14 protein-coding genes and 1 pseudogene are annotated in these 16686 nt (G+C 43.6%); 3 read left to right on the top strand and 12 right to left on the bottom strand.

Translation table 11 applies throughout. From position 1 onward, the window contains the following. From SOP96_RS04045 to SOP96_RS04010, 8 genes and pseudogenes are all read right to left on the bottom strand, one after another. Positions 1 to 4318, bottom strand: a pseudogene (locus tag SOP96_RS04045) (CusA/CzcA family heavy metal efflux RND transporter). A 40-nt stretch (positions 4319 to 4358) separates the two neighbouring features. Next, the gene (locus SOP96_RS04040) at positions 4359 to 4766 is read right to left on the bottom strand and encodes a hypothetical protein (RefSeq protein ID WP_146193372.1); all 408 of its coding nucleotides are present in this window, start codon (positions 4764 to 4766) and stop codon (positions 4359 to 4361) included. A 124-nt stretch (positions 4767 to 4890) separates the two neighbouring features. After that, positions 4891 to 5382, bottom strand: a complete 492-nt coding sequence (locus SOP96_RS04035; protein WP_219071566.1) for a Fur family transcriptional regulator — start codon at positions 5380 to 5382, stop codon at positions 4891 to 4893. 48 nt (positions 5383 to 5430) lie between these two features. Next, positions 5431 to 5958 carry a DUF2652 domain-containing protein gene (locus SOP96_RS04030; protein WP_185113527.1) on the bottom strand — a complete coding sequence of 176 codons (528 nt, stop codon included), beginning with the start codon at positions 5956 to 5958 and terminating at the stop codon, positions 5431 to 5433. Positions 5959 to 6076: 118 nt separating this feature from the next. Continuing rightward, positions 6077 to 7372, bottom strand: a complete 1296-nt coding sequence (locus SOP96_RS04025; RefSeq protein ID WP_066439822.1) for a TolC family protein — start codon at positions 7370 to 7372, stop codon at positions 6077 to 6079. Between the two features lie 9 nt (positions 7373 to 7381). Next, a complete protein-coding gene (locus tag SOP96_RS04020) occupies positions 7382 to 10513 on the bottom strand; it encodes an efflux RND transporter permease subunit (protein WP_066439828.1) in 3132 nt (1043 codons plus the stop codon). A 3-nt stretch (positions 10514 to 10516) separates the two neighbouring features. Then, positions 10517 to 11587, bottom strand: coding sequence for an efflux RND transporter periplasmic adaptor subunit (locus tag SOP96_RS04015; protein WP_050377138.1), 1071 nt, complete (start codon positions 11585 to 11587; stop codon positions 10517 to 10519). A gap of 239 nt (positions 11588 to 11826) precedes the next feature. Beyond that, positions 11827 to 12417 carry a helix-turn-helix domain-containing protein gene (locus tag SOP96_RS04010; RefSeq protein ID WP_066439830.1) on the bottom strand — a complete coding sequence of 197 codons (591 nt, stop codon included), beginning with the start codon at positions 12415 to 12417 and terminating at the stop codon, positions 11827 to 11829. A 207-nt stretch (positions 12418 to 12624) separates the two neighbouring features. Here SOP96_RS04010 and SOP96_RS04005 point away from each other — a divergent pair, with 207 nt between their 5' ends. The 3 genes from SOP96_RS04005 to dapB are packed head-to-tail and all read left to right on the top strand — an operon-like array spanning position 12625 to position 14060. After that, positions 12625 to 12891 (top strand): hypothetical protein, encoded by a 267-nt coding sequence (locus tag SOP96_RS04005; protein ID WP_050377136.1) that lies wholly within the window; start codon positions 12625 to 12627, stop codon positions 12889 to 12891. 45 nt (positions 12892 to 12936) lie between these two features. Next, positions 12937 to 13248 carry a hypothetical protein gene (locus SOP96_RS04000; RefSeq protein WP_066439832.1) on the top strand — a complete coding sequence of 104 codons (312 nt, stop codon included), beginning with the start codon at positions 12937 to 12939 and terminating at the stop codon, positions 13246 to 13248. An 11-nt stretch (positions 13249 to 13259) separates the two neighbouring features. Continuing rightward, the gene (gene dapB, locus SOP96_RS03995) at positions 13260 to 14060 is read left to right on the top strand and encodes a 4-hydroxy-tetrahydrodipicolinate reductase (protein WP_066439833.1); all 801 of its coding nucleotides are present in this window, start codon (positions 13260 to 13262) and stop codon (positions 14058 to 14060) included. A 61-nt stretch (positions 14061 to 14121) separates the two neighbouring features. On the opposite strand, the gene SOP96_RS03990 is transcribed toward dapB, so the two are convergent. The 4 genes from SOP96_RS03990 to SOP96_RS03975 all read right to left on the bottom strand — a co-directional run bounded on the left by SOP96_RS03990 (position 14122) and on the right by SOP96_RS03975 (position 16685). Beyond that, the gene (locus SOP96_RS03990) at positions 14122 to 15192 is read right to left on the bottom strand and encodes a flavin reductase family protein (protein WP_164467814.1); all 1071 of its coding nucleotides are present in this window, start codon (positions 15190 to 15192) and stop codon (positions 14122 to 14124) included. 108 nt (positions 15193 to 15300) lie between these two features. After that, positions 15301 to 15717 carry a helix-turn-helix domain-containing protein gene (locus SOP96_RS03985; RefSeq protein ID WP_109568750.1) on the bottom strand — a complete coding sequence of 139 codons (417 nt, stop codon included), beginning with the start codon at positions 15715 to 15717 and terminating at the stop codon, positions 15301 to 15303. A 105-nt stretch (positions 15718 to 15822) separates the two neighbouring features. After that, complete coding sequence (locus tag SOP96_RS03980; RefSeq protein ID WP_066439837.1) at positions 15823 to 16068, bottom strand: heavy-metal-associated domain-containing protein; 246 nt, start codon at positions 16066 to 16068, stop codon at positions 15823 to 15825. Positions 16069 to 16175: 107 nt separating this feature from the next. Further along, complete coding sequence (locus tag SOP96_RS03975; protein ID WP_066439840.1) at positions 16176 to 16685, bottom strand: plastocyanin/azurin family copper-binding protein; 510 nt, start codon at positions 16683 to 16685, stop codon at positions 16176 to 16178. Between the last annotated feature and the right edge of the window lies 1 nt (position 16686).

Here is a 16686-nt window from a genome sequence, read left to right as displayed (position 1 = left end):
TTATTTGTTATTAAGGTAATTGTATTGAATTGCTGAGTGATTGTAACTGTTCAGAACGTCCAGATAATTTTGGCGGATATTGATTGCCTGCGTTAAGAACTGGCTTAGTTCTGCAAAGCTGATATCTCCCGAGCGGTAGCTTTGTGACGCCGCTTCGGTAATATCCTTTGCCTGTTGCAGTCCCGATGTTTCAAAGAAGCTCAACAAAGCCATATTCTTTTCCATTTCTGCGATGGCAGATTTCTTGTCCGTTGCCATTACCTGCGTTTGGTAAGACAATAGGTTTTCCTGTACTTCCTTTTCCTTGTTGGCTACATTCACTTTGTTTTTATACGCACCTGCACCAAACAACGGGAAGCCTACCGAAACCGAAAAGCCCGTAAACGGGTCTGAAACGCCGTACAATCTCTGGCTGAATACCCTTGCTGAAAATTCGGGCAAATTGCTTTTCTTTTGTATCTTGATATTTGCCGCCGCAACGCTTACATTTTGCTGCTGCAACTGCAATACCGGGTGTACATTGTTTTCATCATACAAGTTCGTTTCCAATTTCTGTAACGGCTCATCTATTGGGAGTATCCATTCGTTACGATTGAGCAATACCATTAATTGCTGTTGCTGTATTACAATTTCCTTATTGTTCTGCTCCACGTAGGCTTTTAACTGTTTGAGTTGGGCATCTGCCGCAATCTGGTCGAGCTTTGCGACGTCGCCCGTTCTAACCCGAACCTGTGTTGTATTGAAGAGGTTGGTGTAAATGCTGTCAAGGCTTTTCAGTAACAGATTTTTATCCTGCAAAAACCACAACTGGTAATAAGCGGTTCTAACGTCTTTTCGGATATTGGCATTCATAACCTCTGTATTCAATTCGGAATATTTTAGCTGTGCTTTTAAATAGTCCTTGCGGGCAGCATATAAGCCGGGCCACGCAATACTTTGCGTAAGCCCGATTTTCCATATACCCGTTTTGTCCGATGGTCTTAAATCTTCATTTTCTACAAATACCTGTGTCATTGGTATATCGTTAGCGGTCTTTACATTGTATTTAGCCGCATCAATCTCCGACTTATTGACGTTGACCTGCCCATTGCTTTGCAATGCGGTATTAATAGCAGTATCTATGCTTACCCTTTCCTGGGCATTGGCAGTGGTCATACCTCCGATACCCAGTAAAAGAGCGATTACGGTTGTTTTCACACCTTTACTGTTTTTGAAATTAAATTTTGAATTGAATATGATGTAGAGCAATGGCAATACAAACAGGGTAAGAAATGTAGCCGTTATTAATCCGCCAATCACTACTGTAGCCAATGGCTTTTGTACTTCTGCCCCGGCACTGGTGCTGATTGCCATCGGCAGGAAGCCCAGTGATGCTACCGTTGCCGTCATCAATACCGGACGTAACCGGATTTTTGTTCCCTCGATTGTCCGTTTTATCACATCATCCAAACCGTCTTTTTTCAGTTGGTTGAATGTGCCTATCAATACAATACCGTTCAATACGGCAACACCGAACAGGGCAATAAAGCCGATACCTGCGCTAATACTGAAAGGCATTCCCCGCAGCATCAAAGCAAACACACCGCCGATGGCACTCATCGGGATGGCAGTAAATATCAAACCTGCCTGCTTGAATGAACGGAATGTGAAATAAAGCAATGCGAATATCAATAACAGCGATACTGGTACGGCAATCATCAGGCGGTTACTGGCTTCTTTCAGGTTCTCAAACTGACCGCCGTAAGTAAAGTAATACCCTGTGGGCAATTTTACTTTTTCGGAAAGCTGCTGCTGAATATCGGTAACAACGCTTTGCACATCACGTCCGGCTACGTTAAAGCCAATCACAATGCGGCGTTTTCCCGCTTCACGGCTGATTTGTGCGGCATCCAATTTGTAATTGACATCAGCAACCTGCGATATGGGTATCTGAAAGCCTGTATTAGTTGGTATCATCAGGTTCCTTACATCTTCGATGCTGCTGCGGTGTACGCTATCCAACCTTACCACAAGCTCAAACTGCCTTTCGTTCTCATAAATAACCCCGGCTGCTTTACCTGCAAATGCGGTACTCACAATATCGTTTACCTGTTGTATCGTCAGCCCGTAATTTGCCATCCGGGTACGGTCGTAGTCGATGTTAATCTGCGGCAAGCCGTTTACCTTTTCCACCTGTGGCGGTGTGGCTCCTTTTACCTGCTGTACTACTTCGCTAACCTTATTGGCATACACGCTTAACGTGTCCATATTCTCCCCGAATATCTTAACGGCAACGTCCTGACGAATACCTGTCATCAATTCGTTGAAACGCATCTGTATCGGTTGGTTCTTCTCAAAGAAAACGCCCGGAATAACGGACAGCCTTTCCATCATTTCATCCCCTAACTCGTTGTAGCTTTTCTTGCTTTTCCATTCGTCCTGCGGTTTGAGGATAATCATCATATCCGTAGCTTCAGGCGGCATCGGGTCGGTAGGCACTTCGGCAGCTCCGGTCTTGCCGACTACCATTTTAACCTCGTCAAATTCTTTAAGAATGCGGGATGCCTGCATCGACGTTTCTATACTCTGATTGAGCGAACTTCCCTGAGGTAAAATACAGTGAAAGGCAAAATCTCCCTCCTGCAACTGCGGGATGAACTCGCCGCCCATTCTGCTGAACAGAATAACGGCAACTACAAATACCGCAGTGGTAACGCCCACTAACCAATATTTAACCCTGATAGCTTTCTGCAACAAAGGTTGGTAGAAGCCTTGCAGCTTATCCATAAACTTGTCGCTGAAATTCGGCTTGTCGTGCCCTTTTTTCGGCAGGAACAACGCACACATCATTGGGATATAGGTCAAGGACAATATCAATGCGCCGAAAATGGCAAAGCCTACGGTTTGCGCCATCGGTGTGAACATTTTACCCTCAACGCCTACCAACGTCAGGATTGGGATATATACGATAAGGATAATGATTTCGCCAAATGCGGCACTTGTCCTGATTTTGGAAGCGGACAAAAATACTTCCTCGTCCATTTCGCTTTGGGTCAGTTTATTGGTGGATTTCCGCAAGCCCAAATGGTGTAGGGTTGCTTCCACGACAATAACGGCACCGTCCACAATCAAACCGAAGTCAATCGCTCCCAGGCTCATAAGGTTGGCACTAACGCCAAACACGTTCATCATCCCCAATGCAAACAGCATCGCTAACGGAATGGCTGATGCTACGATTAGCCCGGCTCTTAGGTTGCCCAGAAACAGCACAAGCACAAAAATCACAATCAAAGCTCCCTCAATCAAGTTCTTTTCCACTGTGTCCATTGCCCTGCCTACTAATTCGGTACGGTCTAAATACGGCTCGATGGTTACATCTTCCGGTAATGATTTCTGAATGGTGGGTAATTTCTCTTTTATCCGTTTTACCACCTCGTTACTGTTCTCGCCTTTGAGCATCATTACCACACCGCCCACGGCATCTACTTCTCCGTTATAGGTTAGTGCGCCGTAACGCACGGCACTACCGTAACGCACATCGGCTACGTCTTTAATAAAAATGGGTGTATGCCCCGTGATTTTTACGGGTATATTTCTAATATCTTTCCAACGAAGTAGCCAAGCCCACACCACGGATAAAATAAGCGTTAGGCTTCTTGTCGATATATGCACCGCCCGTATTCTGATTGTTTTGTTCCAGTGCGTTGAATATGTCGGGAATACTTACGGTCATCGCTCTCAATCGGTCGGGGTTTACCGCAACCTCGTATTGTTTCAATTCTCCGCCAAAGCTGTTTACTTCGGCAATGCCTGGCGTGCCGTACAACTGGCGGGCAACAATCCAATCTTGCATTGTACGCAGGTCTTTGGCGTTGTACTTATGCTCGCTGCCTTTTTTGGGGTGGATGATGTATTGATAGACTTCTCCAAGCCCTGTACTTACCGGAGCCAGTTCAGGCGTGCCGATACCTTTCGGAATTTTTTCTTCGGCTTCTTTCAGTTTTTCATTGACCAACTGCCTTGCAAAGTAGATGTCTACATTTTCTTTGAACACTACCGTAACGACGGAAAGCCCGAACCGGGATATACTTCTTGTTTCTACTAAATCGGGAATGTTGGCGATGCTCTGCTCAATGGGGAACGTAACCAACTGTTCCACTTCCTGCCCCGCCAGTGTAGGACAGGCAGTAATAATCTGTACCTGATTATTGGTAATATCCGGTACGGCATCTATTGACAATTTGGTTGCACTCCATACGCCCCAAATGATAAGAACCAATGTCATTATAGCAATGACGATTTTGTTCTTGATGCTGAATTTAATTATACTATCTAACATTTGAATTTGTATTAAGCCTGAAATGTTTTGTATTTGGTGTCTACTGCGGATATTCCATCATTAAAAAGCAGCCGGAATATCGGTCGTCAATCATAATGAGAATTACAGGCTCCCGCAGTTCGTCGAGGCTTTCATCGTAGAAGAAGTCATAAGATTTCATCAGGGCTAAATTGCCAATGATGACTTCGTGCCCGTTTACAAATCCTTTGATACCATAACCAGGTATCTCTTCAAATTTTTCGACCTTGTAATCGGATAGCGTGATACCCGGAAGAAATTTGAGCAAACTGCTTGCTATACGGTGCGTGGAATGGGATTGCATTGCTGCCGTATAAGCAATCACGATTTCTTTTTCGGGTACTGCACATTCAAAGGAAATTACATCAAACAGGCGGTTGCTTTTGTAGGCTGTATCTATATCTGCTGAATAATGATTTTTTATTGCCATTGTCATATTATTTTAATTTACAAGGCAAAATTATCAGTCGGTTTTGGGAACCTGGTTGCAAATACAAACAGCCATATCGGGAAATATGGCTGTTTGTAAATTTAAAGATGAGTATCATAAAATATTATTTTGTTTTAACGAACCTCGAACATTCGTTGCACATTCCTTTCATTACAAAATTGATACTCTCCAACAAAAATTTGTCGGGCAACTGGATAGGCGGAATGGCAATACTTTCGAGGCAGAAGGTATTCTTGCATCGGTTACAGTTAAAGTGCACGTGCAAGTCGCCAACGGTGCACATACAGTTATCGCTGCAAATAGAATACTTCATTGCGCCGGAGCCATCATCAATAGTATGAATGAGTAGGTTATCGTGAAAGAGGGTCAACGTCCTGAATATGGTCGATTTATTGACCGTTTCCAGTTCGGTTTCCAAATCAGTCAGGCTGAAAGCCTTTTTAAAGTCAGACATTCTTCTAAAGATTAACAGCCTAACCGAAGTTGGTTTTATGTTCCTGCGCAATAGTTTTTCTTCTAAATCTTTCATTTTGTCATTGTCGGTTTTAGAACCGTATTTAAAATCTAATGTAAAATTATAGAAGCTGCTATGCACAAGTATTATAATTTCCTTTGATAAATTTGTGATTTTTACTGTTAGGTTTTATAGGTAATGGATATAACCTATTTCGGGCAGGTATTTACAGTCTTCGCAGTTGTCATACGCAACGGTTGCTTTTTCGGGTTGGTCAAAATTGATTTCCAAAAACGCATTAGAAAATAACGCATATGGCGGGTATTCCGCAATGTGATTTTTCAGCATCTTGTGGGCTTCTACCACTGGTGCTCCGTAGAGCTTCTCGAATTTCCCGATTTTGTATTTGGTAAATTCCCCGTAGTGTACAATTATCTTTAATGATAAAGGAATTTCTATTGCCAGTTGTAATGCGAGGCGTTTGCATTCCTTTTGAAAATCGTTGTACATCTGTTCTATCTGCATCAATGTTTCTTCAAAGGTGGGCAGGTTGTGGTACTTGTAAAAAAGTATCGCATCGCCCTCAACCTCGGAAATTTCAAGGCAAAGGATATTGCTATCCATTACTGATTTGAGCAGGCTTTCTGTTATGTATTTTCCAACAAACATATTTGATTTGATAACGAAATCCGTAAAGCCTGAAATGTCGGGTATCATTATCATACCGTTTTTATTGGCAGTATCGTGTTGCATTTATATCATCGTATTAACCATTAAAAATGCAGGGGCTTGTTACCGTCCCCCGCAAATTGAGTGTATCTCACTCCAACAAAAACTATTTTATCTGCCCAGTAGCTTTGTGGTACACAGCTTCGGCTATTTTGTACCGTATTTTTGCATCCAACATATTGCTGTATGCTCTTTGCCAAAGCGTTTCAGCTATCAGCACATCTTCTCCGGTAATGGTTCCGGCTTTAAAGCGGTCATTGCTCAACTTCAAATTTTCGTCGGCTTCAATTAATGACGCCTGCATCAAATCAATGTTATTCGCCTGCAATTGCAGATTAAGCATTGCGTGCTCAATCTCCACCGTGATTTGGCTTTTCAGTTCTTTCAAACCGTATTCAGCCGAACGTATATTAGCTTCCTGCTGTTTTACTTTTTCTTTTCTGCTACCCCAGTCAAAAACCGGGATTTTCACGCTTAGCATACCAAAGTAGGTTAGCATATGGTTTTTGGTCGGGTCGCCAAAGTTAATACCCTCTTTTCCAAAGGCAGCCATTCCATTGAGCGATAAGCCTACCGATGGTTTCAGGTCGGCTTTGAGCATACTTTTGGTAAGCTGGCTCATTTTAATGCCATTGGTTGCCAACTCAATTTCCGGTCGGTTCGCATCGACAGCATCCAAAACACCCTGCTTAGAAAAGTCGCCCGTACTCAATGTATCGGCTACGTCTATACCTGTTGGGGCTTCCATCCCGATTAACTGGCTCAATCTTCTTTTTGCCAGGATGAGCTTATTCTCCGCAGCCTGCAAACGGGCTTCGTTTTCATTCTGGAGCACCTTTGCCCGCAATACATCGTTTTTGTAAATCAATCCTGCCCCAAACTGGTTGTTCAGGAATGTATAATGCGAAGCCAGTTGCTTTTTAACCTGCTGTTCCAGTTTGATTTCTTCCTTAGCCTGCACTAAAAGCCAGTAAGCGGTTTCGGTAGCCAGTAATACTTCGTCTTCCACCAATCGTTGTTGCGCATTGCTCATCTGTATATTGGTTTCTGCCATCTGCTTGCCGTACTTAATCTTACCGCCTGTGTAAATCGGCTGTGTAACGCTGACCATCGGTGCAAACCCGTATTCGGGCAGCATTGTGTTCAATGGCTCGCCAAAGTAAAAGGCGGTTGCCGAAGCATCCAGTTTTGGTCTGCCTGCCACATCCGCAATCAGCTTGTCGGATTGGGTGGCAATTACGTCTTCTTTAGCTTTGCCTATTCTGTTATTGTTTTTTAATGCCAGTTCTTTGCTTTCCGCAAGGGTTAGCTGCTGTTGTGCAAAGAGGTTGTTTGTTCCCTGCAAAAGAACGAAACCGCATATAAAAACCTTTATGACTGTTTTATATCTTTTCTGTAACATAATCCCTTTTTATGATAAATATTTTTGGTGGTGAACATCGGTATCGGTATTGCGCTCGTGCTGTTCATCCGATTGTTTGTTTTTAGGTGGTTTTACGAACCTGTAATACAGTACCGGAACGATAAATAATGTGGTAATCATTGATACCAGAATACCGATTGAAATGGTACTTGAAATCGGTCCCCATTCCGGCGAGCCACTCGCCATTAACGGTATCAAACCGATTGCTGCCGCCATTGAGGTAAGGAAGATTGGTCGCATTCTTCGTTTAGCTGCAAACAGGGCTGCTTCTCTAATCGTATGACCGTGCTCCCTTACCAGTTCATCTGCATAGTCCACGAGGATAATCCCGTTACGGACTACGATACCCAGTAAGGCGGTAATACCGATGATTGCCATAAACCCGAACTCGTACCCTGTAAGGAACAAGCCCAACATTGCGCCCAGTAAACTCAACGGGAACGAAGCCAGTACAATGAATACTTTACCCACACGCTTGAACTGGAATAACAGCACAAGGAAGATGAGAACGAAACTTATCATAAAAGCCTTTCCCATTTTGGGACCGCTTTCCAGTCCATCCTCATACTCGCCGCCGTAGGCAATCTTAATGCCTTTAGGCAGTTTCAGGCTGTCAATTTTAGGCTGTACTTCTGCAAATACTTCTGCGGGTTTTCTGCCCAACTGCGCTTCGGAAGAAACGGTTAAGGTTCTTAACCCGTTACGGTGTACAATAGCCCCAGTATGCCACGACGGTTGTAAATCTACCACCTGCTTTAGAGGAACCTTAGCACCGAATGTTGAATTGATGTACATATTGCCCAAAGCATCCAGATTTTCCCTGTCGCTTTCGTCTGTACGCAATACAATGTCGATGGCTTTATTGCCCTCCCACATCTGCGATACCGGGTATCCTTTTATCTTTGCACCCAATGCCTGTGCTATCTGCGCTTTGGTAACGCCCAAACGCAAGGCTACATCTTCTTTAACCACGGCTTTCAGCCCTACATAATCATTCTGATAATCGGTGCGCACCCAGTTAGAACCTTTAGTGTTTTCCAGTAATGCTGCAACCTGCTTGGCTACTTTTTTCTGCTCGGTCATATCCTTGCCAATCACACGGATTTCAATCGGTGCGTGCTGCTGCTTCTTGCTTAGCTGCCTAACCCGCACATAACCGTTCGGCAGGTAGTTGTTGAATTTCTGTACATACTCGTCTATCATTTCTGCCGTTGCATCTTTGCTTGTGGTATTGATGAATACCTGCGCAAAGTTTTCCCGTGGGTGCTCCGGTGCATAGGTAGAGTAGAAACGTGGCGAGCTTGTACCGATAAAACTTGCTGTGTTTACAATGCGCTTATCGCCTGCAATTTCCTTTTCTATCTTCTTAACGGCTGCTTCGGTTTCGTGGATATTCGTACCGTTATCCATCCACAATTCAAGGTTGAACTGGTTTCTTTCCACGATAGGGAAAAATTCGGTTTTAACCTGACTACCTACCACGAAAGACAGTAAGAAGATAACCAAACCTGCTACCAACGTAGTTTTCTGCCATTTCATACAGAACTCGATTGCCCGGTCGAAACCGTCCTGCATCCGGTCTAAGAAATTGCGTTTTTTGGGTTTATCATCGTGCTTTTTCAATCCTTTTTTCAGGAAGTGGTAACACATATACGGCGTAAGGAACAAGGCTACAAGGAACGAAACCGCCAAAGCTATGCTTACGGTAATCGGTATCCATTGCACAAACTCTCTCGTAAGCCCGGTAAGCGTAAATGCCAACGGCAGAAACGATAGGACAATGGTAAGCGTAGCCGTGAAAATGGGAACCATCAACTGCGTGGCACTCTGCCAGGCGGCAGTCCACGACGGTATTTTTTCGTCCACTTTCTCGATGTAATTATCCACTACGATAATGGCATCATCGACCACCATCCCCAGTACGATAATCATTGCCGCCAAACTAACCTGGTGCATTTCGATACCCAACAAATTGAGGATAGCAAATGTTACGGCAATGGTAACGGGTGCTGCAATGGCTGAAATGGTGGCAACCCTGAACGGCAGCAGGAGCATTACGACCAAGATAACGGCTGCAATGGCGATACCGAACTCGATAAAGAAATGCCCCAAATTCATATCAACCACTTCGGGTTGGTCAACAATGGTGCTGACCTGCACATCTGATGGCAGGATTTCTTTTACTTCAGCAACTTTCTGTGTCAGCGCATTACCCAAATCGACAATGTTCTGTCCGGGCTGCATTTCTACGGTCAGCATCATTACATCGTTTCCTGAAACGGTAATTTTGCTTTTCAGGTCTTCATATCTTCTCTCGATGTTGGCTATATCCCGCAAACGGATATTGCCGCCCTGCGGGGAACTATATACAATCAGGTTCCCGATTTCATTTTCATTCTGATACTGCGCATCCGTGAAAATAAGGAAACGGTTTTTGTCAATTTCAATATCGCCACTCGGAATAGTTACATTCTGTTGGCTTAATGTGTTTGTGATTTCGTTGATACCGAAACCGTATTGCTTCAATACATCTTCTCGCAGGGTAATAAATACCTGCTGCTTCTGTCCGCCGTAACGCTTGATTTTGGAAACGGACGGTATCGTCTTAATGCCGTCTTCCAGTTCATCCAAATAGTTTTCCAACTGGGCGTAAGAACGACCGGGGGCTGATACGGCAATCATCTGAACAACCACATCGCCGAAATCGCTGTTCACATACGGTCCCTGTACGCCCCGTGGCAATGCTAAAGGCATATTGGCATCCAAACCGTGCTGTAAAGTATTCCAGAATTTTTTGGTGTCCTTTACATAGTCCTGCAATTCTACCGTTACAACCACCTGTCCGGGCTTACTTTCCGAATGGGTTTTTTCTTTTTTGATTTCCTCGAAACCGAACAGGTATTGTTCCAGCTTGTCGGTTACTTCTTTCTCTATCTGCTCTTCGTCGGCTCCGGGGTAGAAAGCCACAACAAGCCCCTGTCTAACTGTTACACGGGGGTCTTCACTTCTCGGCATCGTCATTAATGAAATTAACCCGGCAAACACCATAATAACGGTAATCGCTATCGGTACTTGCGGAAATTTCATTGCCGCTTCAATGAGGTTTATCTTTCTTTTCATAAATTATTCAGATTTTGGGGCTGATGCTGTTACCGATGTAGTTTGCGCTTTTACTTTCTGCCCGTCTTTCACGTTATTTTGCCCGGCAAGGATAATGGTCTGGCTTTCGTTAAGACCATCGGTTATAATAACCGCATCGCCTACGATTTTGCCCACTGTAACCCTCGTCAGCTTAGCGGTGTTGTTCTTATCTACCACGTACACGTGCGGGATTTTATCTACATTGTTGATGATGGCGGTAAGTGGTACACGTACCTGCTTAACCTTTACCGGGACGCCTGCAAGCACTTCGGTAATCATTCCCGGCATCAGCACGCCGCCCGGATTGTCCAAGCGTACTTTAAGGGTAAATGCTTTTGAAATTTCATCGGCTACGGGATTAATGATGGTGATTTTACCCGTGAAATTGCGTTGCAATGTAGGAATATTCACATCTACCTGCATCCCTTGTTTAAAGCTGCCGATTTCGCTTTCGGGTACGGCAAACTGCGCATATACCATATCTGTTTTTACAATGGTAAAGGCAGGAACGCCCGGTGCTGCCATACCGCCAACCTCGGCAGTTTTCACGGTAATTATACCATTGGTAGGCGAATGCAAACGGCTGTCGGCAATGCGCTTGCGGTTGATTTTTTTGTTGGCTTCTGCCTGCGCTACTTTGGTCTTGATGTCGATGTAATCCTTTTCAGGGAAACTTCCTTTTTTGTACAGTTCATCAAATCTTCTGAACGCATCCTGGCTCTGCTCTAAACTGGCATTGGCAATCTGCAATGCCGCTTCGTACTCGGTGGCATCAATGCTTGCAAGAAACTGTCCTTTGCTCACTCGCTGCCCCTCATTTACACCCACACTGTTAATCGTGCCGGGAACGGCAAAACTTATGGTAGTCATATTGTCGGGAACAATGGAACCCGAATAGGAAACGGATTGCTCGGTTTCCGAACTGTTGATAGTGGCTACGGTTACTACCGGAGGCTCATCTTTTAACTGTTTTTCTTCTTTTTGTTTGCAACTCTGTATCAATCCGGCTCCGATAAGGAAGAGGGATAACAAACCAATTTTACTTGTTCTCATCTTACATTTATTTTGTTACGCTTCTTTGTTTAGTTAAACTTTGAAAATTTTAAATACAGGGGCAAAGGTCGGGTTACAGCTAAGGTGCAGCTATACGAAATGACGGGTAAAAGTTGTGAAATTTACTTTTTTGATTTGGTGGTATCTGCCTGAAACAAACAGAGCTACTGATGTTTCAGTAGCTCCGATGCCTGCATTAAAAAAATAGCAAAATGCTTGGGGGATGGATTGGAAAACCCTTAATGCGGGGGTTGCGCTTCGTCCATCTGCATAGTAACGGCTTCCCCGTGTTCCTGCTTTACCTGCTTGAAATAGCTTGATGTAAAGCCCGTGTGTTTTTTCAACTGGTTGGAAAGGTATGCCTGACTGCTGTACCCCAGTACGTGGGCAATCTCGGTCAGCGACATTTCGGTATGTACCAAAAGGTCTTTTACCTTTTCAATCTTCCGACGAATGATGTACTTTTCGAGTGTAATTCCCTCCACTGAAGAGAATAAGGCACTCAATGTATCGTAGTTCTTGTGCAGCTTGCCACTGATTAAGGTTGTGAATTTGGTAGGTGTGCCGCTTTGCAGTTGCAACGTGATACCTTTCTCCACCAACTCTTTTATCCTGTTTATTGTCTTTTGGTTTTTGTCATACATCAGTTCCAAGCCGATGCCTTTCAGCATCGTTTTGATTACTCCCAACTTCTGCGAAAAGTCTGTCGTATCCTTTATGATGGCTTGCCCCAGTTTTATATCCAAAACCTCAAAACCCAAAGCTGTCAATTCCTGTTCAAGAACATAGGTACATCTATTGCACACCATTCCTTTTATTAATAGTGTCATATCTTCTAAAATGTATAAGTTCCTTTATTCAATGGTCAAAATTCTGCATTTGCCCCCGACAAACTATTATGATATTCCGGCTTTGTTTTGTGAAATTTTATGAAAATCGGTGCAGTAACATTAAATATCATAAACTAAATAAGGAAAAGTACATAGCTACTTCCGACCATCTTACGGAATTTTGTAATAGACAACATCCGTATAAAAATGAAGAACAAAAAGAGCAACGAACATCAGGTTTTAAAGGTGCTGAAAGATTACAACGCAGGTAAAAGCGGACTGGAACTTTTCGAGAAATACGGCGTTTACGGCACGAACATTTTTGAACTGAAACACAAATACAAGGATTTAGGGATGGATATTCTTGTAGAATTGGTAAATTTAAACGAAGAAAACAGCAGGCTGAAAACAATGTATGCCGAACTGTGCATACAGCACCGGAAGCTCAAAGACCTGCTGAAAGAAGATTTCTGACAGGACAGTCGGGAGCGGTAAGCAGCAATTTAAAATACTATTACTATGACAAATGTAACGTACAAATACGCTACGGTTTTGGTAGCAATACAGAACCTACGCAACGAGGGGTATAACGTGGATTTCAATCTCGAAGAGAACTGTTTAATCTGCGGCGATAACAAATATACCATTGATGATTTTGAGATTGAGCAGGTCTATCGCTATGAGGGCGAAAGCAACCCAAGCGATGAGGCTACGGTGTATGGCATTGCCTCGAAAGACGGTTTAAAAGGAATTTTGGTTACGGCTTATGGTGCTTATACCGATAGTATGAGTACGGCAATGCTCCGCAAACTGGCACTAAAAAACGATTAAGATTTTAAAGTATGATAAAAGTGTTTATAGCCGGAGCCACCGGGTGGGCAGGCTCGGCAATCGCAAAAGGTGTTTATAACGAAAAAGGAATGCAACTGGCAGGCGGCTTGTCACGCTTCAATAAACAAGAGAATTTAGCCGAAATCCTGGATTTCGGAAATGATGAAATCCCATTGTTCGGAACCATAGAAGAGGCACTGGAGCAAGTGGATTTTGATGTACTTGTCGAATTTACCAAACCAGATATTGCCAAAAAGAATATCCTGTCAGCCTTAAATAAAGGAAAAAAAGTTGTGGTGGGTACTTCGGGACTTACTAATGAAGATTATACCGAAATAGAAAAGGCAGCCAACGATAATAACACTTCAGTACTTGCCGCAGGCAACTTTGCCATTACAGCCGTCCTGCTATTCAAGTTCGCTTCTATTGCTGCGCAGTATATTCCCAATTATGAACTCATAGACTACGCAAGCCAAAACAAAGTGGATGCGCCGAGCGGCTCGGTAGCGGAACTGGCGCATCGTTTGTCGGGCATACAGCAATCGAATATTACGGTTCCCGTTAAGGACACCATTGGCAGCAAAGAAACAAGGGGTGCAGATATTGAGGGCGTACAGGTGCACGCTGTAAGGCTTCCGGGTCACGTGTTGGGTATTGAAGCCATCTTTGGAATGCCGGACGAAAAGCTGATTTTAAGGCACGATGCGGGAAACAGTGCCGAACCTTATGTAAAGGGCGCAATCCTTGCCATCGAAAAAGTAAGCACGTTCAAAGGGTTGAAAAGGGGTCTTGATGCGGTAATGGATTTCTAAAAAAACAAAGTGCAAAATAATAGCTGAAACTGATATTTTGCCTTTTTTCTATACCCGGTATTTACTGCACCGTCACACAAACATCGGCATTCATCGGGTAGCTTTGGCAAAGCAAAATTATTCCCTCTGCGATATCCTGTTCTGTCAGTGCCCCGTTATGGAGCATCCGAACTTCGCCATCGGTTTTTACTGCCCAACAAGCCCCGCAGGTTCCATTCTTACAGGAACTCGCCACTTTGATATGGTGCTCTTTCATCGCATCCAGAAGCGACTGCTTCGGCTGTACCTCAATGAGCGATGTGCATTCATACGTTTGCTTTTCCTCGTTCTCGTAGTAGTCCTCGTAATAGTTTACAATCACATCTTTAACAGTACCGTCCGTTTCCAAATCGCCCGCATTCCCCGGAACCGGGTCGAAGTATTCCAAATGGATATGGTCTTCGGGAATGTACAAGCCCGTTAAGGCATCCTGGTACAAATCCATCAGCCCGTTGGGTCCGCAGATGTAATAATGGGCTGCAGCAACATCGCCAACCAGTCTTTTAATGACCGAACGTAAAACAAGCAGATTGAACCTGCCTGCAACGTGGTTGAGTTTGGTGGAAATAAAATCAGGTGCAGTAAAGGAATAACAAATATTCAATTCTTGCGCTGCCTGCATCGCTTCCAGTTCATTCCAAAATATGGTTTCTTCCGGTGTTTTATTGCTGTACACCAGTAAGGGTATCCGATTGCTGTTTTCAACGCTTTTCAGCATTGCGTATAACGGGGAAATACCGCTACCGCCTGCCAGTAAAACAATTTGGGATTGCTCGGCTATCGGTTTTTCTAAAACAAAGCTGCCAAATGGGGCTTCTATTTCCCAGGCTTCGATGTTGTCTGCATTATTTAAGATGTAATTGCTCATCTTTCCACCTGTAACCCTTTTAATAGTAATGGCGGGAAATTCGTCAGACGGCACAGAACTGAACGAATACGAACGTATGAGCAGTTCGCCGTTTACGGTAAGCCTGATGTTGAGGTACTGACCGGGCAGGTAGGTAAACGCCTGCTGCTCCGTGTCAAAGTATAGGGTAATGGTATCTTCGGTTTCCTTTATAATTTTATGTGTTCGCCACGTGTATTTCTTCATCCCTCGGTTTTTAATGTCTTGCATTGCTGATAAAAAGAAAACCTCTGCTCCTGTACACAAAGCGAGGTTTCATAAAGACTTCTATTTAAAAGTTTGCTGTTCTGATAATTATAGTTCGTTTTGCTTTTCCTGTTGTCTTCTGATGATTTCGAGCTTGTTTTTTCGTATCTGCTTAAAATGGGCAGACGTTAATCCCGTATAGGTCATTAATTGCTCGGACAGTTCCGTCGGCTTTTGATAGCCTAACGCCTTTGCGATTTGTGACAGCGATTGCTCGGTGTACACCAGTAACTCTTTTACCTTTTCGATAATGCGCCTGATATAGATAATTTCAAGGCTCATATCATATTTAACAAGGAACAGATTGTTCAACTGGTGATAATCTGCTTTCAATTCGTTTGTAAGCTGTACGGCAAACGGTGCAGATTTACCTGTGTCCAACCTGTTCTGTATAATCCGGTCTGCTACATTGCAAACTTTCGTCATTATCTCCGAACAGTCGCCTGAATTTTGTTTCTGTAACATTGCTTTTTATTTATGGAACGAGATTTAACTGTTTCATACGCTGGGTAGCTTTGGTAAAAAATACCGGAGAAGTACTGGTGTGCTTGCTCCGGGACTGTCCAAAACTTATCCGCAGCATCCTGTTGAACAACTTGAAGCCTTTCCGCTGTCGTCGCCGCCAACTTTGTAGCCTGCTTTTTCAATCGCCTCAACCAACTCTTCTTTCACTTCGTCGTTTTCAACTGAAACAGATAATTTTCCTGCTTCCAGTTTTTCTACTTTAATGCCGTCAATGTCTTTGATTGCTCCGTTTACTCTCGACTGGCAGTGTGCACTTTGCATATCTGGTATGCTTAATTCTACATTTTTCATTTGAACTTATTTTTTATTGTGATACAAATTTCCGTATTAAACGAGGTGTTACTATTATGGTATTCCCTGTAAGATTTGTGATTTTTACTGATTTTGAAATCGCCGTGTTATTCCACGATTAATTTACCTTTCATATAGATGTAATGACCGGGAAACGAGCACAGGAAATCATACGAGCCTTTTGCCGGAGCCGTAAAGGTAATTTCTGTGGTTTGCCCACCGCCAATCATATCCGTTTTTGCGATTACGGCGTTTTCCATTCCTTTAGGTATGTAGCCGTTGTCCTTAGCATCTATCGCAGCATTGGCAAAAGTGTTGAAGTCTGTGCCCTGGGCAAGTATAACAACATTGTGCCCCATTGCCTCAATCGGTGCTTTTCCGATGTGCTTTAAAATGAGCTTTACGGTTTCGCCTGCTTTGGCTTTCAGTTCGGTTTTGTCGAATTTCATATCATCGCCGCCGCTAATGGTAATTACATTTTCGTTCCCTGTTTCTGCGGGGGCAACTGTTTCTTCTATTACAGGCTGATTGCTCTCCTGTGTGGTCTTGTCTTTTTGCTGATTGTTGTTACAGGCAGTAAATGCGATTACCGACAATGCTAACACTAACTTTTTCATT

Source organism: Chryseobacterium salviniae (genome assembly GCF_035819015.1).
GTDB lineage: Bacteria > Bacteroidota > Bacteroidia > Flavobacteriales > Weeksellaceae > Chryseobacterium > Chryseobacterium salviniae.
The sequence above is the reverse complement of the archived record's forward strand: the minus strand, read 5'-3'. Positions and strand labels throughout refer to the sequence as shown.